The sequence below is a fragment of the Methylobacterium sp. M6A4_1b genome, assembly GCF_053345175.1.
On sequence record NZ_JBKEZQ010000019.1, the window covers coordinates 25414 to 41508 of the forward strand.

Consider the following 16095-nt stretch of genomic DNA (forward strand, 5'->3'; position numbering starts at 1 on the left):
GCTTTCGAAGACTGGGACGGAGCGCCCCTGCGGGCCGATCCGTCCTTCGCGCGGCCGGGACTCCTTGTCCGGGGACGCGCCCCCTGTATCTGACCGGAGCCGACGCCATGGAACAGACCGCGATGATCGATCCGATCACGGAAAACGACCTCATTGCCTTCGTGGACGGGCAGCTCGACGGTCTGCGCCGCCTCGACGTGGAGGCGCACTTGGCCCGCAGCCCCGAGACCGCCGCGCAGATCATGGCGGAGCTGCACGACCGAGACGCCCTGCGGCAGGCCTTCGCCGCTCTTCCGGGCGCCGGACCTGAGCGCAATCGGGCCGCCGCGCGCCGCCTCGACCGGACCCTGGCCTGGCGCCGGTTCGGCGACCGGCTGCGCCGGGCCGCGGTGATCGCCCTCCTCGTCGGCACCGGCTGGCTCGCCCATTCGGACGGCCCCTTCCTCGGCGTGCCCGACACGTTCGCCTCTCCCGTCGACCCGGCCCTGGTGGCCGATGCCCGCCACGCCCGCGAGGCGGCGCAGATCCGCGCCCGCATCGCCGCGCAGCGGGGCGACCAGGCCCAGGCCTACGACCGCGCCGGCATCGCGGCCGCCACCGGCATCGCGCTGCCCGACCTGCCGGCCGACTGGACGGTTCGGGATCTGCAGGTCGTCCCGGCCCGGAACGGCACCGGCATCGAGGTCATGATCGACGCCGGCAAGCTCGGCGAGGTCTCGCTCTTTGCCACCCGCAGTCTCGAGGGTCACGTTGCCCCGAGCGAGGTCACGAGCCCCGGCGACGGCGAGACGGCCTATTGGACCGCCGGCCACTCGGCCTACGCCCTCAGCGGCGGCCGCGACCATGCCGGGCTCGAAACCGCGGCGCGCAGCCTCGCAGGCCGAACCGCGACGAAGCTCTGAACCCGGCTCCGGCCGCATCGGTTCACGCACCGCTCGATCCGTCGTGCCTTCCAGGGCGCGGCGGATCATTCGTCGTGACCGATCCGCGCTCTGGCAGAGGCGGAGAAATCGGATGTCTATCGAAATCCTGCCTGCACTAAGGGAAACACTGGAGGCAGTTCCGTCAGCGTTCAGATGAAGCCTGCCATAGGCTTGTTGTAAAGGAGTTCTATACTCCTGCGACACCTGCTCTGTGCTTCCCTCTGACACCGAGACGCCGATGGCCCGCCTGTCCCAGATCCTGATGTTCCTCGCGGTCGCGCCGATCGGGGTCGTGCCCCTGCCGGTTCTGGCCCAGGAAGCGGCGCAGAAGCCGGCTTCGGCCCCCGCCGTCGGCGTCGCGCCGCTGACGCCCGGCAAGCCGGCCCGCATGCCCTACCTCTCCGAAGCGCAGGCGCCCGACACCGTGGCGATTCTCGGCGCGCCGCCCCGGGGTCAGTCGGCGGCCGAGGCCGCCGACAAGGCGGCCTTCGTCGCCACACGCGCCCTCAAGGGCACGCCGCGCTGGGCGCTGGCCACCACCGACGTGGCCGACGGCGCCTCGGCGATCCTCGACGATTTCGCCTGCGTCATCGGCCAGCGCATCGAACAGTCGCGGGCGCCCGCCTTGATGACCTTGCTGGAGCGCGCGCGTCTCGACATCGCTCAGGCCACGCGAGGACCGAAGCTGCATTACCGCCGCCTGCGCCCCTTCGTCGGCAACGATGCGGAAATCTGCGTGATGCGCACGGGCGACCTCGGCAACGCCTTCAGCTTCCCGTCGAGCCACGCGACGCAGGCCTGGACCTATGCTTCGATCATGGCGGCGCTGATGCCGGAGAAGGCGACGCAGTTCTTCGTCCGCGCCCGCTCCTACGGCGAGAGCCGCATCGTCTGCGGTCTGCACTGGGTCAGCGACATCGAGGCCGGACGCACCGCCGCCAGCGCGGTCTTCGCGGCGCTTCAAGGCGATGCCGGCTTCCGGGCCGACTTGGAGAAGGCCCGCGTGGAACTCGCCAAGCTCGTGAGCGCCGGCGGCCCGGCCCCCGACCGGGCGATCTGCGCCCGCGAGGAAGCTGCCGCACGGGAGCCTGTGTTGTAGTTTGTGATGTTCTCTCAATAACTGGAGAAAGAGAGCTTTCTCTTGCCTGGGTGTCGGAGTGTCGTCCGGAAGGTGGTCGGTACCCAGGCCGTGGCAGTGGTCCTACTCGACAGGGGACCGCCAGACTTCCGGTCATCCTCCTTGTTCCACCCACGCGGTCCGCATTCCTGCGCGGTGCTCCGCCGACGACCGCGGCCCTCCTCTCCGGTGTAGGACCGGCCCAGGAGCGAAGTGTCTCGCGCCAGCAGTTGAGCGCCGAGGGCATCGGCATCGGAGCGGGTGAGGGCAGCGCCACAGGGGAAGCGGCCGAGCCGCGTGGTCGGCTTTGGCGTCTCGCGGATGGCTCCGAATCGGCCGGGCATGAAGCTTCGGGCGAACGTCTACACCCTGTTCGACCGCGACGATCGGATCTGCCGGACCGGCCTCGGCCACCGCGGCTGCCGCGCCGGTTCCTCGTGAGCTGATCGACCACTGCCGGGACGCGGTCGGATGCGAGGAGGCTCGGCCGATCACTCGGCCGGGCCTCGGTATTGTTTTCCCGTGAAACGTTAACCACGGCGCCTCAGCGCTTGGTCACCGTCCCGGCTTGGCTCCGCTTGCGGCGCCGGGCCAGCATGTTCAGCCCCTCCACGCCGGCCGAGAAGGCCATGGCGGTGTAGATGTAGCCCTTCGGCACGTGGGCGCCGAAGCCCTCGGCGATCAGCGTCATGCCGATCATGAAGAGGAAGCCGAGAGCGAGCATCACCACCGTCGGATTGGCGGCGATGAAGCGCGACAGCGGGTCGGCGGCCAGCAGCATCACGGTCACGGCGGTCACGACGGCGATCACCATGATCGGCACGTGCTCGGTCATGCCCACCGCCGTGATGATGCTGTCGATGGAAAATACGAGGTCGAGAACGAGGATCTGGCCGATGGCGGCGGCGAAGCCGAGCCGCACGGCGCCGCTCCCGGGCGTCTCCGGTTCCGGATCGACGGTGTGGTGGATCTCCTTCGTGGCTTTCCACAGCAGGAACAGGCCGCCGCCGATGAGGATGAGGTCGCGCCACGAGAAGCCCTTGCCGAACACCTCGAAGACCGGCTGCGTCAGGGCAACGATGTACGCGATGGTGGCGAGGAGCCCCAGGCGCAGGATCAGGGCGAGGCCAATGCCGATGCGCCGTGCCTTCTGCTGGTGCTCGGGCGGAAGCCTGTTCGTCAGGATCGAGATGAAGATGAGATTGTCGATGCCGAGTACGACCTCCATCACCACCAGGGTGGCGAGGGCCACCCAGGCGGTGGGATCGCTGGCGAGTTGAAGCAGGCTGTCCACGGGGGCCTCGTTTCGTCGGTGAGGGTCGCTCCACGAGCGGCGTCGCGCCGGGAGCAGGCGTGAAGTGGGAAAGGGCCGGTTCCGGCCCCGGATTTCGCGGGGTCAGGCCGTGAGGCCGGCGCTGCTCGAAGCGGCGCCGGACCGGTCGGCCGGCGCCGGACTGAAGATCCGCACCGCCTTCGGCAGGACCTTGAAGTGGGCCGGCGTATAGGTCGACAGCTCGCCATCGGTATTCACCGGCCGCGGCTTCTTGGTCTTGACCACGATCTCGGTGGTGCTGAAGGCCCGCACGTCGGCCGCCTTGCCCTGCGTACCCCTGCGCAGGGCTGGCAGCAGCATCAGCAGCCGCCACCAATGAGCGACCTCAAGGCTGTAGAAGTCGAGCTTGCCGTCGTCGACGGTGGCCGTCTCCTCCACGGTCATGCCGCCGCCGTAGTGGCGACCGTTGCCCACCGAGACCTGGATGGTGCGCACGGTCTCGGTCTGCCCGTCATGCTCGATGTAGACGGTGAAGGGCCGCATCCGCCGGAGCACGCGCACCGCCGCGATGCCGTAGCCGAGCGTACCCCAGGTCTTCTTCGATTCCGCCGTCAGGTCGCCGGCGAGGTCCGCCGAGAACCCGATGCTGGCGACGTTGAAGTAGTAGTGCCCGTTGACGCAGCCGAGATCGGCCGGGCGCGCATCCGCGGTGGTGATGAGGCGAGCGGCCTCTACCGGGTCGACGGGCAGGCCGAGGGAACGGGCGAGATCGTTCGCCGTGCCGAGGGGCAGGATACCCAGGGGCAGCCCCGTCTCCACCAGGGCGGGCGCAGCCGCATTGAGCGTGCCATCGCCTCCGCCGAGAATGACGAGGTCGCAGCCTTCCGCATGGCGCTTGATGACGGCGGTGCAATCGGCGTCGCCCGGCGGCTCGAACGGCTCGATGCCACCGGCGCGCAGGACGTCGCGCACCTCGTCCAGGGAGAAGCTGCCGTTGCGGGCTTTCGGATTGACGAGGAGGAGCGCCTTCCGGCCGGACGCGCTCATCGTGCTCCTCCGGATCGGGTCTGATCAGGCCGGATCGGATCGGGCGGGAGACTACGAGGGACCATGAGGTTCGACACCCTCCGGTGCGTTCGCGCCGCGTCAGCGCAAAAGCATGGAAGGGTCCGACATCACGGTCAACGCCTCGACCGCCAGAGGGGCCCGGACCCGCACCACAAGGTGGGTTCAGGCTTGGCAATGACAAGAGCCGGCCGGCACAAGAGTCTTCGCTCGGATGCGTCCCCGCAATCCTCGCACTCCTCCACATGTCGGCACCCCGGACCGCACCTTTGCGCACGCGTTCAGGGAAACTTAGCGGGCGCACCCGACGTTTCACTCCGGTCGATCGGTCCCGCACGCGCCTTTCCGAAACCCCGGCCGCGACCTCGGTGATGATCCCATGCGCCACGGTTCAAGCTTCCACCGAACCGGCCTCGTCCGGCTGACGCAGGTCCGCCTCGGTCTCGTCTCGTCCGTCGCACTGGTGAGCGCGGCGCTGTCTCTCGGGATGGCGCAGGCGCAGTCGCGCCCGGGCTGGGTCGATCCCCCGGCGCGCCAGGCCGGGACGCCCGGTGCGGACAAAACGGTCGGCGAGAAGCCTTCGGGCGAGAGACCTGTGGCCGAAAAACCTGCTCCCGTGACCCCTGCGCCGGCGAAGACCCAGGCCGAGGGTCAGGCGGCTCAGGACCCGGCGGTCTCCGAGCGGACTCCGATGGCCTCGCACCGGCGGCGCGTAGCCGGTTCGTCCGCCGAGGGCCGCCGCGCCGCGATCCGGGGCACCGTGCCGGAGCGCCTCCACATCCGTCCGCGCCTCGCCGACACGCCCACGCCGATGGCGCCGCCGGTGGCGGCTTCCGAGGCCCGCTTCCCCGAATGGGCCGCTGCCGCGACCCGCCTGACCGACCGCTACCTCGACAACGTCTCGGCATCGGGCGACGCAATGGTAGCTGCCGCGCCCCGGTTCTATGCCGAGCGCGTTCGTTTTCACGGTCGGACCGTGTCGCTGGCCGCGCTCATTGCCGAGAAGCGCCGCTTCGTCCGGCGCTGGCCCGAGCGGCGCTACGAGGCGCAGGGCGGCGCCACCCGGACCGCCTGCAACGCCGCCAGTGCGACCTGTATCGTCCAAACCACCTTCGATTTCCGCGCCGACAATCCGGTCCGCGGCGTCCGCTCGCAGGGCGTCTCGGAGCTTACCCTCACCATCAGCTTCGCCGGGGAACGCCCGCTCATCGTCGCCGAATCGAGCCGCGTCCTGCGCCGCTATGGTGCCGGGCCGCAGAGCGCTATAGCGGGTGCTCAGCGTGGGGCCTGAGGCCGGCCCGCCGCGATCGGTGCGTCATACCCGGAGTTGTTCGCGTCTTGGATGATCGAGATCCACCCTCGCCGGTGCCGGGTGACGCGCGACGGGACGGGACGGCCTCGGAGCGCGAGGCCTTGCGCGCGCGCATCGCCGAAGCGGTCGCGCAGGCCGGCGCCTATCCGGTCGCGGAGCGGACACTCGCGCTCCTGGCGGAGGCGGCCCTCATGCCGAGCCCGGAGCCTCCCGGCTACCGCGTGGTCGACCGAACGGGTGCGCCGCGCCAGGTCGCTGCGACGGACGGCGCCACCGTCCCGATGGATCTGCCGGCCCTGCTCGCGGAGTTCCGAGAGCGGCATCCCACCCTGTTCCGGCCAGTCCCCGCGTCGGAACCCGAACGCGAACCGGAGCCCGTTCCGACCGAAGACTTCCGGACGGCGACGGCGCGGTTCGTCGAGACGCAGTCGGTCCTCGCGCGGTCGCTGATGGCCCGCTCGGCCAGCCGGGGCCGTGCCCTCGCCACGTCCGTCTCCGACCGCCTGGCAACGCTGCGGCGGAGCCGGGCCGAGGCCTCGCCGGCTGTGCCCGGCGCGGCGGTGGAGCCGGCGGAGCCGACCCGGGCCGGCCTCGCCGCGGGCCGCGTCCGGGAGGGAGCGCAGCGGGTTGGCGGCTATGCTCGCGGCCGGCTCGCCGACAGTGCCTCGCGGCTGGGCGAGGTCGCCCGCGACCGCAACGTGCTGCGGGACGCCTTGTCCCGGCGCGCCCTTCCGATCGGTCTCGGCGCCGCCGCCCTCGCGGCCCTGCTCGCCGTTCTCGGCGGACGTACGCCCCAGGAGACGGCGCCGGCCGAGACCGGCGCGCCGCCGGCACAGACCCGGCCGCAGGTCCCATCGGCCACGCCGCCGCCGAGCGCTCCCGACATGAGCCCGGCCGCGCCGGAGGAGCCGCCTCCGAAGCAGGCCTCGGCCAACGAGATCAGCGGCCCGGTCGAGGTCATCGACACCGCGACCCTGCGCGTCGGCGGCAAGCTCGTGCGCCTGTTCGGAGTCGAGTGGGTTCGCGGCGGACAGGCCGACGAACTCACCCGCTACCTCGCCGGCCGCACGGTGACCTGCCAGCCGGTGGCCGGCAGCGAGGCCCGGCTGTGCTCGGTGGACGGGCGCGACCTCTCGGAGGTGGTGCTGTTCAACGGTGGCGGCCGGGCCTCGCCCGAGGCGACGCCTGACCTCGTGGCCGCCGAGGACCATGCCCGTGCCGAGCGCCTCGGAGTCTGGTCACGCTGATGCCTTGAACCCATCCGGGGCGCGGCGCCGAAAACACCCTTGCGTCGCACCGGTCCCCTGGTCTCAATGCCGGCGGGACTGTCTGGGGGCGGGGCATGGATTTCTCTGTGGGCGTGAGCGTCGCGGCGGTGGTGCTCGTGGCGCTCGTCGTCATCACTCTCGGGATCGGCATCAACATCGTGCCGCAGGGGCACGTCTATACCGTGGAGCGGTTCGGCAAGTACCACCGCAGCCTGGAATCCGGCCTCGGCCTCATCGCCCCCTATGTCGAGCGCATCGGCCGACGGGTGAACGTCATGGAACAGGTCATCGACGTGCCGAGCCAGGAGGCCTTCACCCGCGACAATGCCGGGGTGCGGATCGACGCCGTGGTCTTCTATCAGGTGCTCGATGCGGCCCGCGCCTCCTACGAGGTCTCGAACCTCGAGGTCGCAATGATGACCCTGACCATGACCAACATCCGCACGGTGGTCGGCTCGATGGACCTCGACCAGCTGCTGTCGCACCGCGACGAGATCAACGAGCGCCTGCTGCGGGTGATGGATGCCGCCGCCTCGCCCTGGGGCGTGAAGATGACCCGCATCGAGATCAAGGACATCGTGCCGCCCGCCGACCTTGCCGGTGCGATGGCGCGCCAGATGAAGGCCGAGCGTGAGAAGCGCGCTTCGGTGCTCGAGGCGGAAGGGCACCGGCAGGCCGAGATCCTGCGCGCGGAGGGACGCAAGCAATCGGCGATCCTGGAGGCGGAAGGGCGCAAAGAGGCGGCTTTTCGCGATGCGGAGGCCCGTGAACGCGGCGCCGAGGCGGAGGCGCGGGCGACGCAACTCGTCAGCGAGGCCATCGCCAAGGGCGATCTCGCGGCGGCGAACTTCCTCGTGGCCGAGAAGTACGTCGATGCGGTGAAAGCGATCGCCACGGCGCCGAACCAGCGCGTGGTGGTCGTGCCGATCGAGGCGGCGGCCCTGGCCGGCACCCTGGGCGGCATCGCGGAGATCACGCGCAGCGTCTTCGGCGAGGGCGCTCCGGCCCGCAAGAGCACCGGCCTGCCGCCGAATGTCGGGGGCGGCACCCGATGATCGCGTCGTTCGTCGAGGCGATCGGGCCTGCCTGGACCTGGATCCTGATCGGCCTCGTGCTGATGGGGACGGAGCTCGTGGCGTCCGGCGTCTTCCTGCTCTGGCTGGGGCTGGCAGCCCTGGTGACGGGGCTGCAGATCCTCCTCGTACCGATGCCCTGGCAGGGTCAGATCCTGCTCTTCGGTATCCTCTCCGTGCTCTTCGCGGTGGTGGCGAGCCGGCGGACCAGGGCGACGAACACCTTGAACCAGGGCGCCCAGGGGCTGGTCGGGCGCGCTTACCTCCTCTCGGCCCCGATCGTGGCGGGCGAGGGCCAGATCCGCGTCAACGACACCCTTTGGCGCGTCACCGGCCCGGATGCGCCGCTGGGCGCGCGGGTGCGGGTGACGGGGGTGGAGGGCACGCTGCTGACAGTGGAGGCCGCGCCTTAGGAACGACCGTCCCCAGGCGGGTCGTCGGCGGAACGGAGAGGTGCCGGCTCGACGGTGCAGGGCCGGGATGCCGGAAATTCCCTCGTCCCGCTCCCTCGACCGTCGCATGGCATTCCTCGGGCAGGGTTTTCGGAGCCGTCCCCGCGGAGCAGCTTCTCTGATCCGTCCGAGACCCTGCGCGACGAGCCGAGATTCATTTGAGAAAGCGCACGGCTATTTATAGAAGCGCAGGTGGCGCCCTCCTCACCATTGCGTCGCGCCCCTCTGACAGGACATCTCATGAGCAGCTTGAAGTTCGGAACGAGCGGTTTGCGCGGGCTGGTCACCGATCTCGTGGGATGGCCAAGCTATGCCTATGCAAGCGCCTTCTTCCGCTCCATCGCCGCGACGACCGGCGCCGGCCAGACCGTCGTGATCGGGCGGGACCTGCGCGACAGCAGCCCCGGCATCGCGGCGACGGTGGCCGCTGCCGCGACGGGCGCCGGCTTCACGGCGATCGATTGCGGCGCGCTGCCGACGCCGGCCTTGGCGCTGGAGGCGCTGCGCCGCGGCGCCTGTGCCGTGATGGTCACCGGCAGCCATATCCCGGAGGACCGGAACGGTCTGAAGTTCTACCGGCCCGACGGCGAGATCACCAAGACCGATGAGGTCGCGATCCTGGCCGCCCTCGGCGACATCTCCACGGAAGGCACCATGGCGGCTGCCGCTCCCGCTACGCCTGAACCCGGCGCGACGGACCGTTACCGCCAACGCTACTGCGAGGCCTTCGCATCCGACATCCTGGCCGGCCTCAGGATCGCGGTCTACCAGCAGAGCTCCGTCGCGCGGGACCTGCTCGTCGAACTGCTGACGGCGTTGGGTGGGGACGTGGTCTCGATCGGGCGCGCGGCGCGCTTCGTTCCGATCGACACGGAGGCCCATCGCCCGGAGGACATCGCCTTCATCCGCGAAGCCATGGCGTCCGGCACGTTCGACGCCCTCGTGACGACCGACGGCGACGCCGACCGGCCGCTGGTCGCCGATGCCGCCGGGCGGATCCTGCGGGGAGATGTGCTCGGGTTGATCACGGCACGCTATCTCGGCGTCGATACCGTCGTGGTGCCCGTCACGGCCGGCTCGGCCATCGAGCAGGCGGGCGGGTTCCGGCGCGTGCTGCGCACCAGGGTGGGTTCACCCTACGTCATCGCCGGCATGGCCCAGGCGGAGACGCAGGGCGCCGAAGCCGTCGTCGGCTTCGAGGCGAATGGCGGCTTCCTGCTCGGCTCGGACGTGAGGCTCGACGGCCGAACCCTGCCCGCGCTGCCGACGCGCGATGCGATGCTGCCGATCCTGGCGACGCTGGCCGCGGCGCGCAAAGCCGGATTGTCCCTCGCGGATCTCGTCGCGTCCCTCAACGTGGGTGAGACCGCGAGCGACCGCCTGCCCAACACGCCGGCCGAGAAGAGTGGCGCCTTCCTGCGGCAACTCGGCCAGGAGGCGTACCGGCGGGATTTCCTTCGGCCGATCGGCGAGCCGCGCGCCGTCGACGAGCAGGACGGCGTGAGGATGGAGCTCGATGGCGGGCGGACCATCCACTTCCGCGCCTCCGGCAACGCGCCTGAACTGCGCTGCTACGCCGAGGCGGGGACGGCCGACGAGGCGGAAGAGCTGGTCCGCTGGGGATTGGCCGCCGCGGCCGCCGCGATGACGACGGGCGCATCGGGTTCGGCCTCCGCGCCGCACTGATCGGCGCTCGGGATCCGGAGCGTAACAAGGCCGTCGGCGCGATCCGGCGGCCCCGACGCGCCGGGGCCGCGAGCCCCGGCCTCAGCCGAACGCACCCACCTCGTGCTGGATCATGCCCGAGATCTCGCGCACGCGCAGAAAGCTGCGCCGAATCGGTTCGAACAGCGTCCTGTGCTCGGCCTCGTAGGTTCCGACGTCGCGGGGACCGGCGGGCTCGCCGAAGTTCAGACCGAGGGTCGGATCCGGCGTGATCGGAAAGATATCTTCCAGCAGCGCGAGGCAGCCGTCGATATCGAGGCGCAGGAAGCGCTCGATCAGGGCCTCGCGACTCACACCCGATTGCGGCCGGAAGCCCGGGATGTGCACGGCCAGGAACCAGATCCGATGGATCAGCGCGAGCCGGATCGCGTGCAGCAGGGTCAAGCGGGCCGACATCCGGCCGAGGTCGGGCGCGGCGACCTGGAGGTCGAGCCAATCGCAGGTGAGGCGGCCGAACAGGTGGCGCAGGTCGGGGGCGAGGTGCAGCCGGTCGAGGGCGTTGGCGATCACCACGAGTTCCTCGCGCCGACCGTCGCGCTGGGTGCGCCGCGCCCGCTCCAGCCACACCGCCGGATCGAGGGTGTCGATGTAGGCGCGCAGCACGTCGAGGTCGGCGACGCTGGCGGCGTGCTGGACCAGACGGAAGGCGCGTGAGAAGCGCACCGAATCCCGGCGCATGTCGCGGAACAGGTCCGGGGTCCGGCCGGCGGCCCGGCCGACGCCGTGCAGGGAATTGGCCAGGAAGCCGAGCTGCTGCAGGATCGCGTTGTTGGGAATCGCCCGCATCTGACGGGGATGGGTGATCATGGTCGGGCCGCCGCCATCGGTCTGGCGGGCGACCGGCCGGGAGCCTGTGCGGTCGAGAAGGCTCGGGCCGAATGTGCCGAGGAGGGCGGCGTAGCCGGGATCGTCCACCAGCGCCTCCATGTCCTGGCGCACCACGGTGAAGAACTCGGCAGCGAAGTCCGGCTCGGCGTAGATCGGGTCGTCGGTCTCGTCGGCCCCGCTCGCCGGATCGGACAGAACGTAGTCGGCGAAGCTGTCGTCGTCGGCGACGTCGAAGGCGAAGACGTGCTCGGCGATGCGCTCCACCGTGGCCTCGGCCAGGGGCAGGGTGCCGAACATCAGGTAGCCGTCCGAGCCCTGGAAGCTCGATTCGAGGCGCACGCGGATCCCCGCGTTCCGGTTGCGCCGGCGCGCATCCTCGGGCGCGAGATAGGCGAGGCGGTCACGCAGCGACGACGGGTGGGCGCCCCGGCCGATGGATTCGCCGTGCGTGTCGAAGATGGCGAGCTCCACCCCCGTGAGGTCGTTCTGCACCATCAACTCGGTGATGCGCAGGCGCAGGCGCTCGATCCAGAAGCTCGCGGCGAGCTGGCCGACGTAGCGCCCGGAATCCGAGTAGCCGAACTGCACCGTCAGGCGCCCGATGCGCTTGAGATACTGCCGCCAATGCGGGTTGCGGAGCGCATCGTCGAGGACGCGGATGCCCTGTTCCAGAGCGCTCGCCGTCTCGAACAGCGGCGTGATCTCGACCTTGTCGGCGATGCCGTAATGTCGTGCCAGCCAGAGGGCGGCGAGCAGGGTGTAGCCGGTCTCGGTCTCGGCGATGAGGAAGCGGACCGGGTGGGTGCCGTCGACGTGCTTGAGGATCTGGGTGATCGTCATCATCAGCCGGGCGGCTGAGGCGCGCTCGGCGGCCAGCGCACCGAAATCGACGTCCACCGGCTGCACGTCGTTGAGGAGCGCATGGATGGTGGCAAGGTGCGAGCGGCGCTGGGCGGCATCCGTGGGTTCGCCCTCGAGGTCGGTGACGCGGCGCACCGCGTTGTGGATCTGGCTGGCGTTGAGCCGAAAGTGCGGCAGGGCGTTCGAGAGGCCGTGAGTGGCGATGCCGGAGCGCAGCAGTGCGATCCTGTGCCTGTCGGCATCCGACTCGGCGGCGCCGATGGCCCCCGCGAGTCCGGCCAGGATCGCGCTGGAATCGGTCTGGGCGCGCTCGCGCTCGATGATCAGGGCGAGGGCGAAGCGGTGTACGGCCTCCAGGGACGGCTTGGTCCCGAGGCGGGGCGCCACGGCGAGCTGGCGGTTCACGGCGGCGAGCGCTCCCCCCGTGAGATCACGCACCACCTGGGTCGCCGGCACCTGTGGCAGCTGGCGCATCACGCGGTCGAGCTGCATCCGCTTCGATTCGAGTCGGTAGCGCAGGGTGTCCCACCAGCCGATATCCGTGCGCCCGTCGGTGTCGCAGCCGACCCAGCTCGCGATGGCGAAGGGCTTCGGCACGAGCTCCGTCCAGCGGTCGGGCCAGCGCGCCCGGGCGGCGTCGAGGAGCGCGGCGTTGAAGCCGTCGAGGGCGGTGCGGCCGTGATTGGCCGCGACGCAGGCCTGGTCGAACTCGTCGTCGAGGCTGATGTTCGGATCGGGCCGGGTCGAGAGGCCGGCCGCGCGCGCGAGCAGCGGCTCCCGGGTCGCCCCCTCGGCCTCGGTCGCCGCCTGGGCGATCAGGGCGGCGACGGCGCGCGGCATTCCGAAGGTCGGGTGGGCGGTAAAGACCACGGCGAAGCCCGTGCGGCCCACGAGGTCCCGGAAGGTCTCGAAATCCCCCTGGCGCGCCGGCACCGCCGCCACGAGGCGGGTGGCCATCCGGGCGTCGGGCGTCAGTGACGCGTCCCGGTCGAGCCCGACATAGGCGCGCAGGCGCTCCGCGCGGGCGGCCAGGGACTGCGCCCGCAGGCGCGGAAACAGCGCGTCGAGGTCGTCCTCGCCGATCTCGCCCCGGTCGAATCGCCGGGTGATGGCCAGCGTCACCGCGAGAACGGGGTTGCGGAACGGGTCCTCCGCCGCCTGCTCGCGGGATTCCTCGATCAGCCGCAGGAGATCACGCTCCAGGCCCTCGGCCCCCTTCGGATCGTGGCCGGGGTCCCGGACGGCATCGGCCGGGCTGAGGTCATGCATGCGCATCGATCGACCTTGGGGTTCGGGAGCGGGCTACGGTGTCATACGTCATACGGTATGCGGACGACGCCGGTGCGTCGGAACTGCGCGGAATCCACGGGCGTCGCCAGGGGGCGACTGGTTCCGTCCCGGGTCTCCGCGGTAGCACGCTCCATGCCCGACGGACCCGGCTCTCGGGGGCATCGGGCCGGGATGGAGACGCACCTTCTGACATCGCTGGTCCGGGACGCAAGGACCGTTCCGAGCCCCGGCGGGGCTCGGCGAAAGCGCCGGGGGAGGATGCAACGCGGCGCGTCCTGGGCTAACGCTGGACCCGGCATGGAAACACTCCTGATCCTGGGGGCGCTCGGCGTCCTCCTGTTCTCCGGCTTCCTCGTGGCCCTGCAGCTCACGCGCGGGCGCCGGCCGGAGCTGCGCATGGGACGCGAGGAAGACCTCGTGGACGAGGCCGACGGCGAAGAGCTGTTGATCCGGAGCCTGGAGCCGATGCGCGCGAGCCCCATCGACCGCACCGCGACCATCCTGGACATCGAGCCCGAGCGGTCGCACGCGATTTCGGCCGAGGCCCCGCCCAAGGAGCTGCCGTCGTCGCCCCTCCGAGACCCGCATCGCGATCGAGGGCTTCCCTGATGGTGTGCTCCCGCACGCGCCGGTGGGCGACCCTCCTGCCCCTGGCCGCCCTGATCGCGGCCGGCTCGGCCCGGGCCCAGGCCCCCGAACCGGCGCCGGAGGCCGAGGCACCGGCCGCATCCGAGCCGCAGGCACCCCCGCGCAAGGCCACTCCGAAGCCCAAGCCGAAGCCTGTGGCCAAACCCGTCGCCAAACCCGTCGCCAAGCCGGTGGCGAAACCGACGGCGGCCGAGGTACGGCCGGTCGTCCCGGAGCCCGTGCCCGCCGCCCCGGCGCCGATGCCGGCCGCCAACCTGCCCGGCCTCACGGTGCAATGCGAGGCTCGGGCGGCGCTCTACGAGGGGCCGAAGGATTTCTCCCTCTGGGTCACCCGTACGGGCGCCGTCATCGTCGAGAACCCGTTGCGTCCGCTCACGCCGGAGACCACCCGGGTGCTCGAGGTCGTCATCGCCGGCAAGGCCGCCACGGCGTACGGTCCCGACCTGTTCGCCCTGCGGCGCGGCGGAAGCCCGGCGGCGCTGGGCGCGCTGCTCGGCGCCCCGGTCCGCTGGGATCCCGTGCCGGCACCATTGCCCGACACCCTCAACATCGTCTCCGAGACCAGTCAGAGCCTGGCGCAGCTCGGGTTCCGCGAATGCGGCGAGGCACCTGCGGTGAAGGGCGCGCCGGTCGCCGCCAAGGACGACGCGGCCAAGGCGGGAAAGAGTCCAGCGAAGCCGAAGGGCCGGCCCAAGGTGGCGAAGGACTCAGCGGACCGGGCGTCCGGCGCCAAGGCGCCGCCCGGCCTCAGTTTGCCACAGGGCGCTATCGAGTGACACGGTCCGTAGGAGTTCGCCCATGAGTATGCGTCGATGAGTGCGGGATCGCAGGGACCGACCGCCGCGGAAGTGATCGCCCGCCTCGGCCTCGCGCCGCACCCGGAGGGCGGCCATTATCGCGAGACCTTCCGCGATCCGCGGACCGCGGACGGGCGCTCGGTGGGCAGCGCGATCTACTACCTGCTCGATCTCGGCGAAGTCTCCGAGTGGCATCGCGTGGATGCCGCCGAGATCTGGCACTGGCATGCGGGCGCGCCGCTGGTCCTGACGGTGAGCCCCAACGGCCACGATGCGACGGCCGCCTATCTCGGCCCCGACCTCGCCCGGGGCCAGCAGCCGCAGATCGTGGTGCCCGCCGGCCATTGGCAGACCGCCACCAGCCTCGGTGCCTGGACGCTGGTGGGCTGCACGGTCTCGCCGGCCTTCGAGTTCGCCGGCTTCGAGATGGCGCCGCCGGACTGGCGCCCGACGCCCAGATCCTGATGCCGAAGGTCCTGATCCGTGAGGCCTAGGGCGCGTCGGCGCGAGAGGCCCGCACCGCCACCCCGGCGCCGAGGACGATGAGGAGGCAGGCGAGCGCCAGGGCCGGGCTCGGCTCGGCGTAGCCGGCGAGCACCAAGGTCAGCGTCGACAGGATCGGGGCCGCGTAGGCCGAGACCCCGAGGAGGCGCAGGTCGCCCCGCTTGACCCCGATGTCCCAGAGGTAGAACGCGGCGCCCACGGGCCCGAGCCCGAGGGCGACGACCGCACCCCACTGCACCGCGCTCTCCGGCCACAGGGTCGTCTCGAAGGCGCGGTGGCAGGCGAGGCTCAGGGCGGCGGTGGCGACGCAGAAGCCCGCCACCGCATCCGTCGGCACCGCCCCGACCCGGGACGAGAGCACGGAATAGCTCGACCAGACGAAGGCGGCTGCCAGCGCCGCGAGGTAGCCGGGCATGGCCCCGGCAGCGAAGTCGATCCCGCTCCGCCCGGCGAACAGCACTCCGACGCCGACGAGCCCGAGGGCAGCCCCCCCGAGATGGCCGGCGCGGAGGCCCGCGGCTCCGGGAAGCCGGGCCGACAGCAGCACGATGAGCAGGGGCCAGAGGTAGTTGAGCAGGCCCGCCTCGGCCGGCGGGGCGAGGCGCAGGGCGGCGAAGTACAGAGCGTGGTATCCGAACAGGCCGCCGATACCGAGGAGCCAGACCGGCCAGGGCTGGCGCAGGGCCCGGATCCCCGCGGGACGCACGAGCCAGCTGGCGCAGCCGACGAGGCCGCCGAGCGCGAAGGTCATCGCAGCGAGTTGAAACGGCGGTACCGCTCCCGACAGGGCCGTGAGCAGGGCGAGCAGCGACCAGAGCAGGATCGCGCCGAAGCCGAGCAGGGTCGCGGAGGGCATGGGAATCCGGATGTCCGAGGTGGGGGAGGCCGGGCCGCTGTCCCATGCCGGAGCCGTCCCGGGCAAGGCGACGACGTCCGGTGCGGCTCCCTTCATCGACCGG

14 protein-coding genes are annotated in these 16095 nt (G+C 71.2%); 10 read left to right on the forward strand and 4 right to left on the reverse strand.

Annotated features, from left to right (window positions below; genetic code table 11):
• The first annotated feature begins 122 nt into the window (after positions 1 to 122).
• Complete coding sequence (locus ACLBWX_RS17055) at positions 123 to 902, forward strand: anti-sigma factor family protein (protein ID WP_447678238.1); 780 nt, start codon at positions 123 to 125, stop codon at positions 900 to 902.
• A 259-nt stretch (positions 903 to 1161) separates the two neighbouring features.
• On the forward strand, positions 1162 to 2022 hold the full coding sequence (locus tag ACLBWX_RS17060) for an acid phosphatase (RefSeq protein ID WP_447678198.1): 861 nt from the start codon (positions 1162 to 1164) through the stop codon (positions 2020 to 2022).
• A gap of 562 nt (positions 2023 to 2584) precedes the next feature.
• Here the strand turns inward: ACLBWX_RS17060 and ACLBWX_RS17065 are convergent.
• Together ACLBWX_RS17065 and ACLBWX_RS17070 are read right to left on the reverse strand one after the other, a co-directional pair.
• Entirely contained in the window at positions 2585 to 3334 is a 750-nt protein-coding gene (locus ACLBWX_RS17065; RefSeq protein WP_447678199.1) for a TerC family protein, read from the reverse strand.
• Positions 3335 to 3436: 102 nt separating this feature from the next.
• On the reverse strand, positions 3437 to 4360 hold the full coding sequence (locus ACLBWX_RS17070) for a lipid kinase (RefSeq protein WP_447678200.1): 924 nt from the start codon (positions 4358 to 4360) through the stop codon (positions 3437 to 3439).
• 397 nt (positions 4361 to 4757) lie between these two features.
• Between ACLBWX_RS17070 and ACLBWX_RS17075 the strand changes: the two genes are divergently transcribed.
• The 5 genes from ACLBWX_RS17075 to ACLBWX_RS17095 all read left to right on the forward strand — a co-directional run bounded on the left by ACLBWX_RS17075 (position 4758) and on the right by ACLBWX_RS17095 (position 10169).
• Positions 4758 to 5669 (forward strand): hypothetical protein, encoded by a 912-nt coding sequence (locus tag ACLBWX_RS17075; protein WP_447678201.1) that lies wholly within the window; start codon positions 4758 to 4760, stop codon positions 5667 to 5669.
• 122 nt (positions 5670 to 5791) lie between these two features.
• Complete coding sequence (locus ACLBWX_RS17080) at positions 5792 to 6937, forward strand: thermonuclease family protein (protein ID WP_447678202.1); 1146 nt, start codon at positions 5792 to 5794, stop codon at positions 6935 to 6937.
• A 95-nt stretch (positions 6938 to 7032) separates the two neighbouring features.
• Entirely contained in the window at positions 7033 to 8013 is a 981-nt protein-coding gene (locus ACLBWX_RS17085) for an SPFH domain-containing protein (protein WP_447678203.1), read from the forward strand.
• Positions 8010 to 8444: an NfeD family protein gene (locus ACLBWX_RS17090; RefSeq protein WP_447678204.1), complete on the forward strand. Its 435-nt coding sequence runs from the start codon at positions 8010 to 8012 to the stop codon at positions 8442 to 8444. The genes ACLBWX_RS17085 and ACLBWX_RS17090 overlap by 4 nt, the downstream gene beginning before the upstream one ends.
• Positions 8445 to 8723: 279 nt before the next feature.
• Positions 8724 to 10169: a phosphomannomutase gene (locus ACLBWX_RS17095; protein ID WP_447678205.1), complete on the forward strand. Its 1446-nt coding sequence runs from the start codon at positions 8724 to 8726 to the stop codon at positions 10167 to 10169.
• Positions 10170 to 10250: 81 nt separating this feature from the next.
• On the opposite strand, the gene ACLBWX_RS17100 is transcribed toward ACLBWX_RS17095, so the two are convergent.
• A complete protein-coding gene (locus ACLBWX_RS17100; RefSeq protein WP_447678206.1) occupies positions 10251 to 13166 on the reverse strand; it encodes a phosphoenolpyruvate carboxylase in 2916 nt (971 codons plus the stop codon).
• A gap of 318 nt (positions 13167 to 13484) precedes the next feature.
• Between ACLBWX_RS17100 and ACLBWX_RS17105 the strand changes: the two genes are divergently transcribed.
• Genes ACLBWX_RS17105 through ACLBWX_RS17115 form a run of 3 tightly spaced genes read left to right on the forward strand, consistent with a single transcriptional unit; the run spans position 13485 to position 15097 of the window.
• Positions 13485 to 13796, forward strand: a complete 312-nt coding sequence (locus tag ACLBWX_RS17105; RefSeq protein ID WP_447678207.1) for a hypothetical protein — start codon at positions 13485 to 13487, stop codon at positions 13794 to 13796.
• A complete protein-coding gene (locus ACLBWX_RS17110) occupies positions 13796 to 14611 on the forward strand; it encodes a hypothetical protein (RefSeq protein ID WP_447678208.1) in 816 nt (271 codons plus the stop codon). The genes ACLBWX_RS17105 and ACLBWX_RS17110 overlap by 1 nt, the downstream gene beginning before the upstream one ends.
• A gap of 36 nt (positions 14612 to 14647) precedes the next feature.
• A complete protein-coding gene (locus tag ACLBWX_RS17115; protein ID WP_447678209.1) occupies positions 14648 to 15097 on the forward strand; it encodes a cupin domain-containing protein in 450 nt (149 codons plus the stop codon).
• 25 nt (positions 15098 to 15122) lie between these two features.
• Here ACLBWX_RS17115 and yddG read toward each other — a convergent pair whose 3' ends face one another.
• The gene (gene yddG, locus ACLBWX_RS17120) at positions 15123 to 15992 is read right to left on the reverse strand and encodes an aromatic amino acid exporter YddG (protein WP_447678210.1); all 870 of its coding nucleotides are present in this window, start codon (positions 15990 to 15992) and stop codon (positions 15123 to 15125) included.
• Positions 15993 to 16095: the final 103 nt, after the last annotated feature.

Bases quoted from the DNA above. Each gene is read 5' to 3' on its own strand.
- ACLBWX_RS17115 (WP_447678209.1), top strand. From the start codon at position 14,648: ATGAGTGCGGGATCGCAGGGACCGACCGCCGCGGAAGTGATCGCCCGC.
- ACLBWX_RS17070 (WP_447678200.1), bottom strand. From the start codon at position 4,360: ATGAGCGCGTCCGGCCGGAAGGCGCTCCTCCTCGTCAATCCGAAAGCC.
- ACLBWX_RS17095 (WP_447678205.1), top strand. From the start codon at position 8,724: ATGAGCAGCTTGAAGTTCGGAACGAGCGGTTTGCGCGGGCTGGTCACC.
- ACLBWX_RS17060 (WP_447678198.1), top strand. From the start codon at position 1,162: ATGGCCCGCCTGTCCCAGATCCTGATGTTCCTCGCGGTCGCGCCGATC.
- ACLBWX_RS17055 (WP_447678238.1), top strand. From the start codon at position 123: ATGATCGATCCGATCACGGAAAACGACCTCATTGCCTTCGTGGACGGG.
- ACLBWX_RS17100 (WP_447678206.1), bottom strand. From the start codon at position 13,166: ATGCATGACCTCAGCCCGGCCGATGCCGTCCGGGACCCCGGCCACGAT.
- ACLBWX_RS17075 (WP_447678201.1), top strand. From the start codon at position 4,758: ATGCGCCACGGTTCAAGCTTCCACCGAACCGGCCTCGTCCGGCTGACG.
- ACLBWX_RS17085 (WP_447678203.1), top strand. From the start codon at position 7,033: ATGGATTTCTCTGTGGGCGTGAGCGTCGCGGCGGTGGTGCTCGTGGCG.
- yddG (WP_447678210.1), bottom strand. From the start codon at position 15,992: ATGCCCTCCGCGACCCTGCTCGGCTTCGGCGCGATCCTGCTCTGGTCG.
- ACLBWX_RS17110 (WP_447678208.1), top strand. From the start codon at position 13,796: ATGGTGTGCTCCCGCACGCGCCGGTGGGCGACCCTCCTGCCCCTGGCC.
- ACLBWX_RS17090 (WP_447678204.1), top strand. From the start codon at position 8,010: ATGATCGCGTCGTTCGTCGAGGCGATCGGGCCTGCCTGGACCTGGATC.
- ACLBWX_RS17105 (WP_447678207.1), top strand. From the start codon at position 13,485: ATGGAAACACTCCTGATCCTGGGGGCGCTCGGCGTCCTCCTGTTCTCC.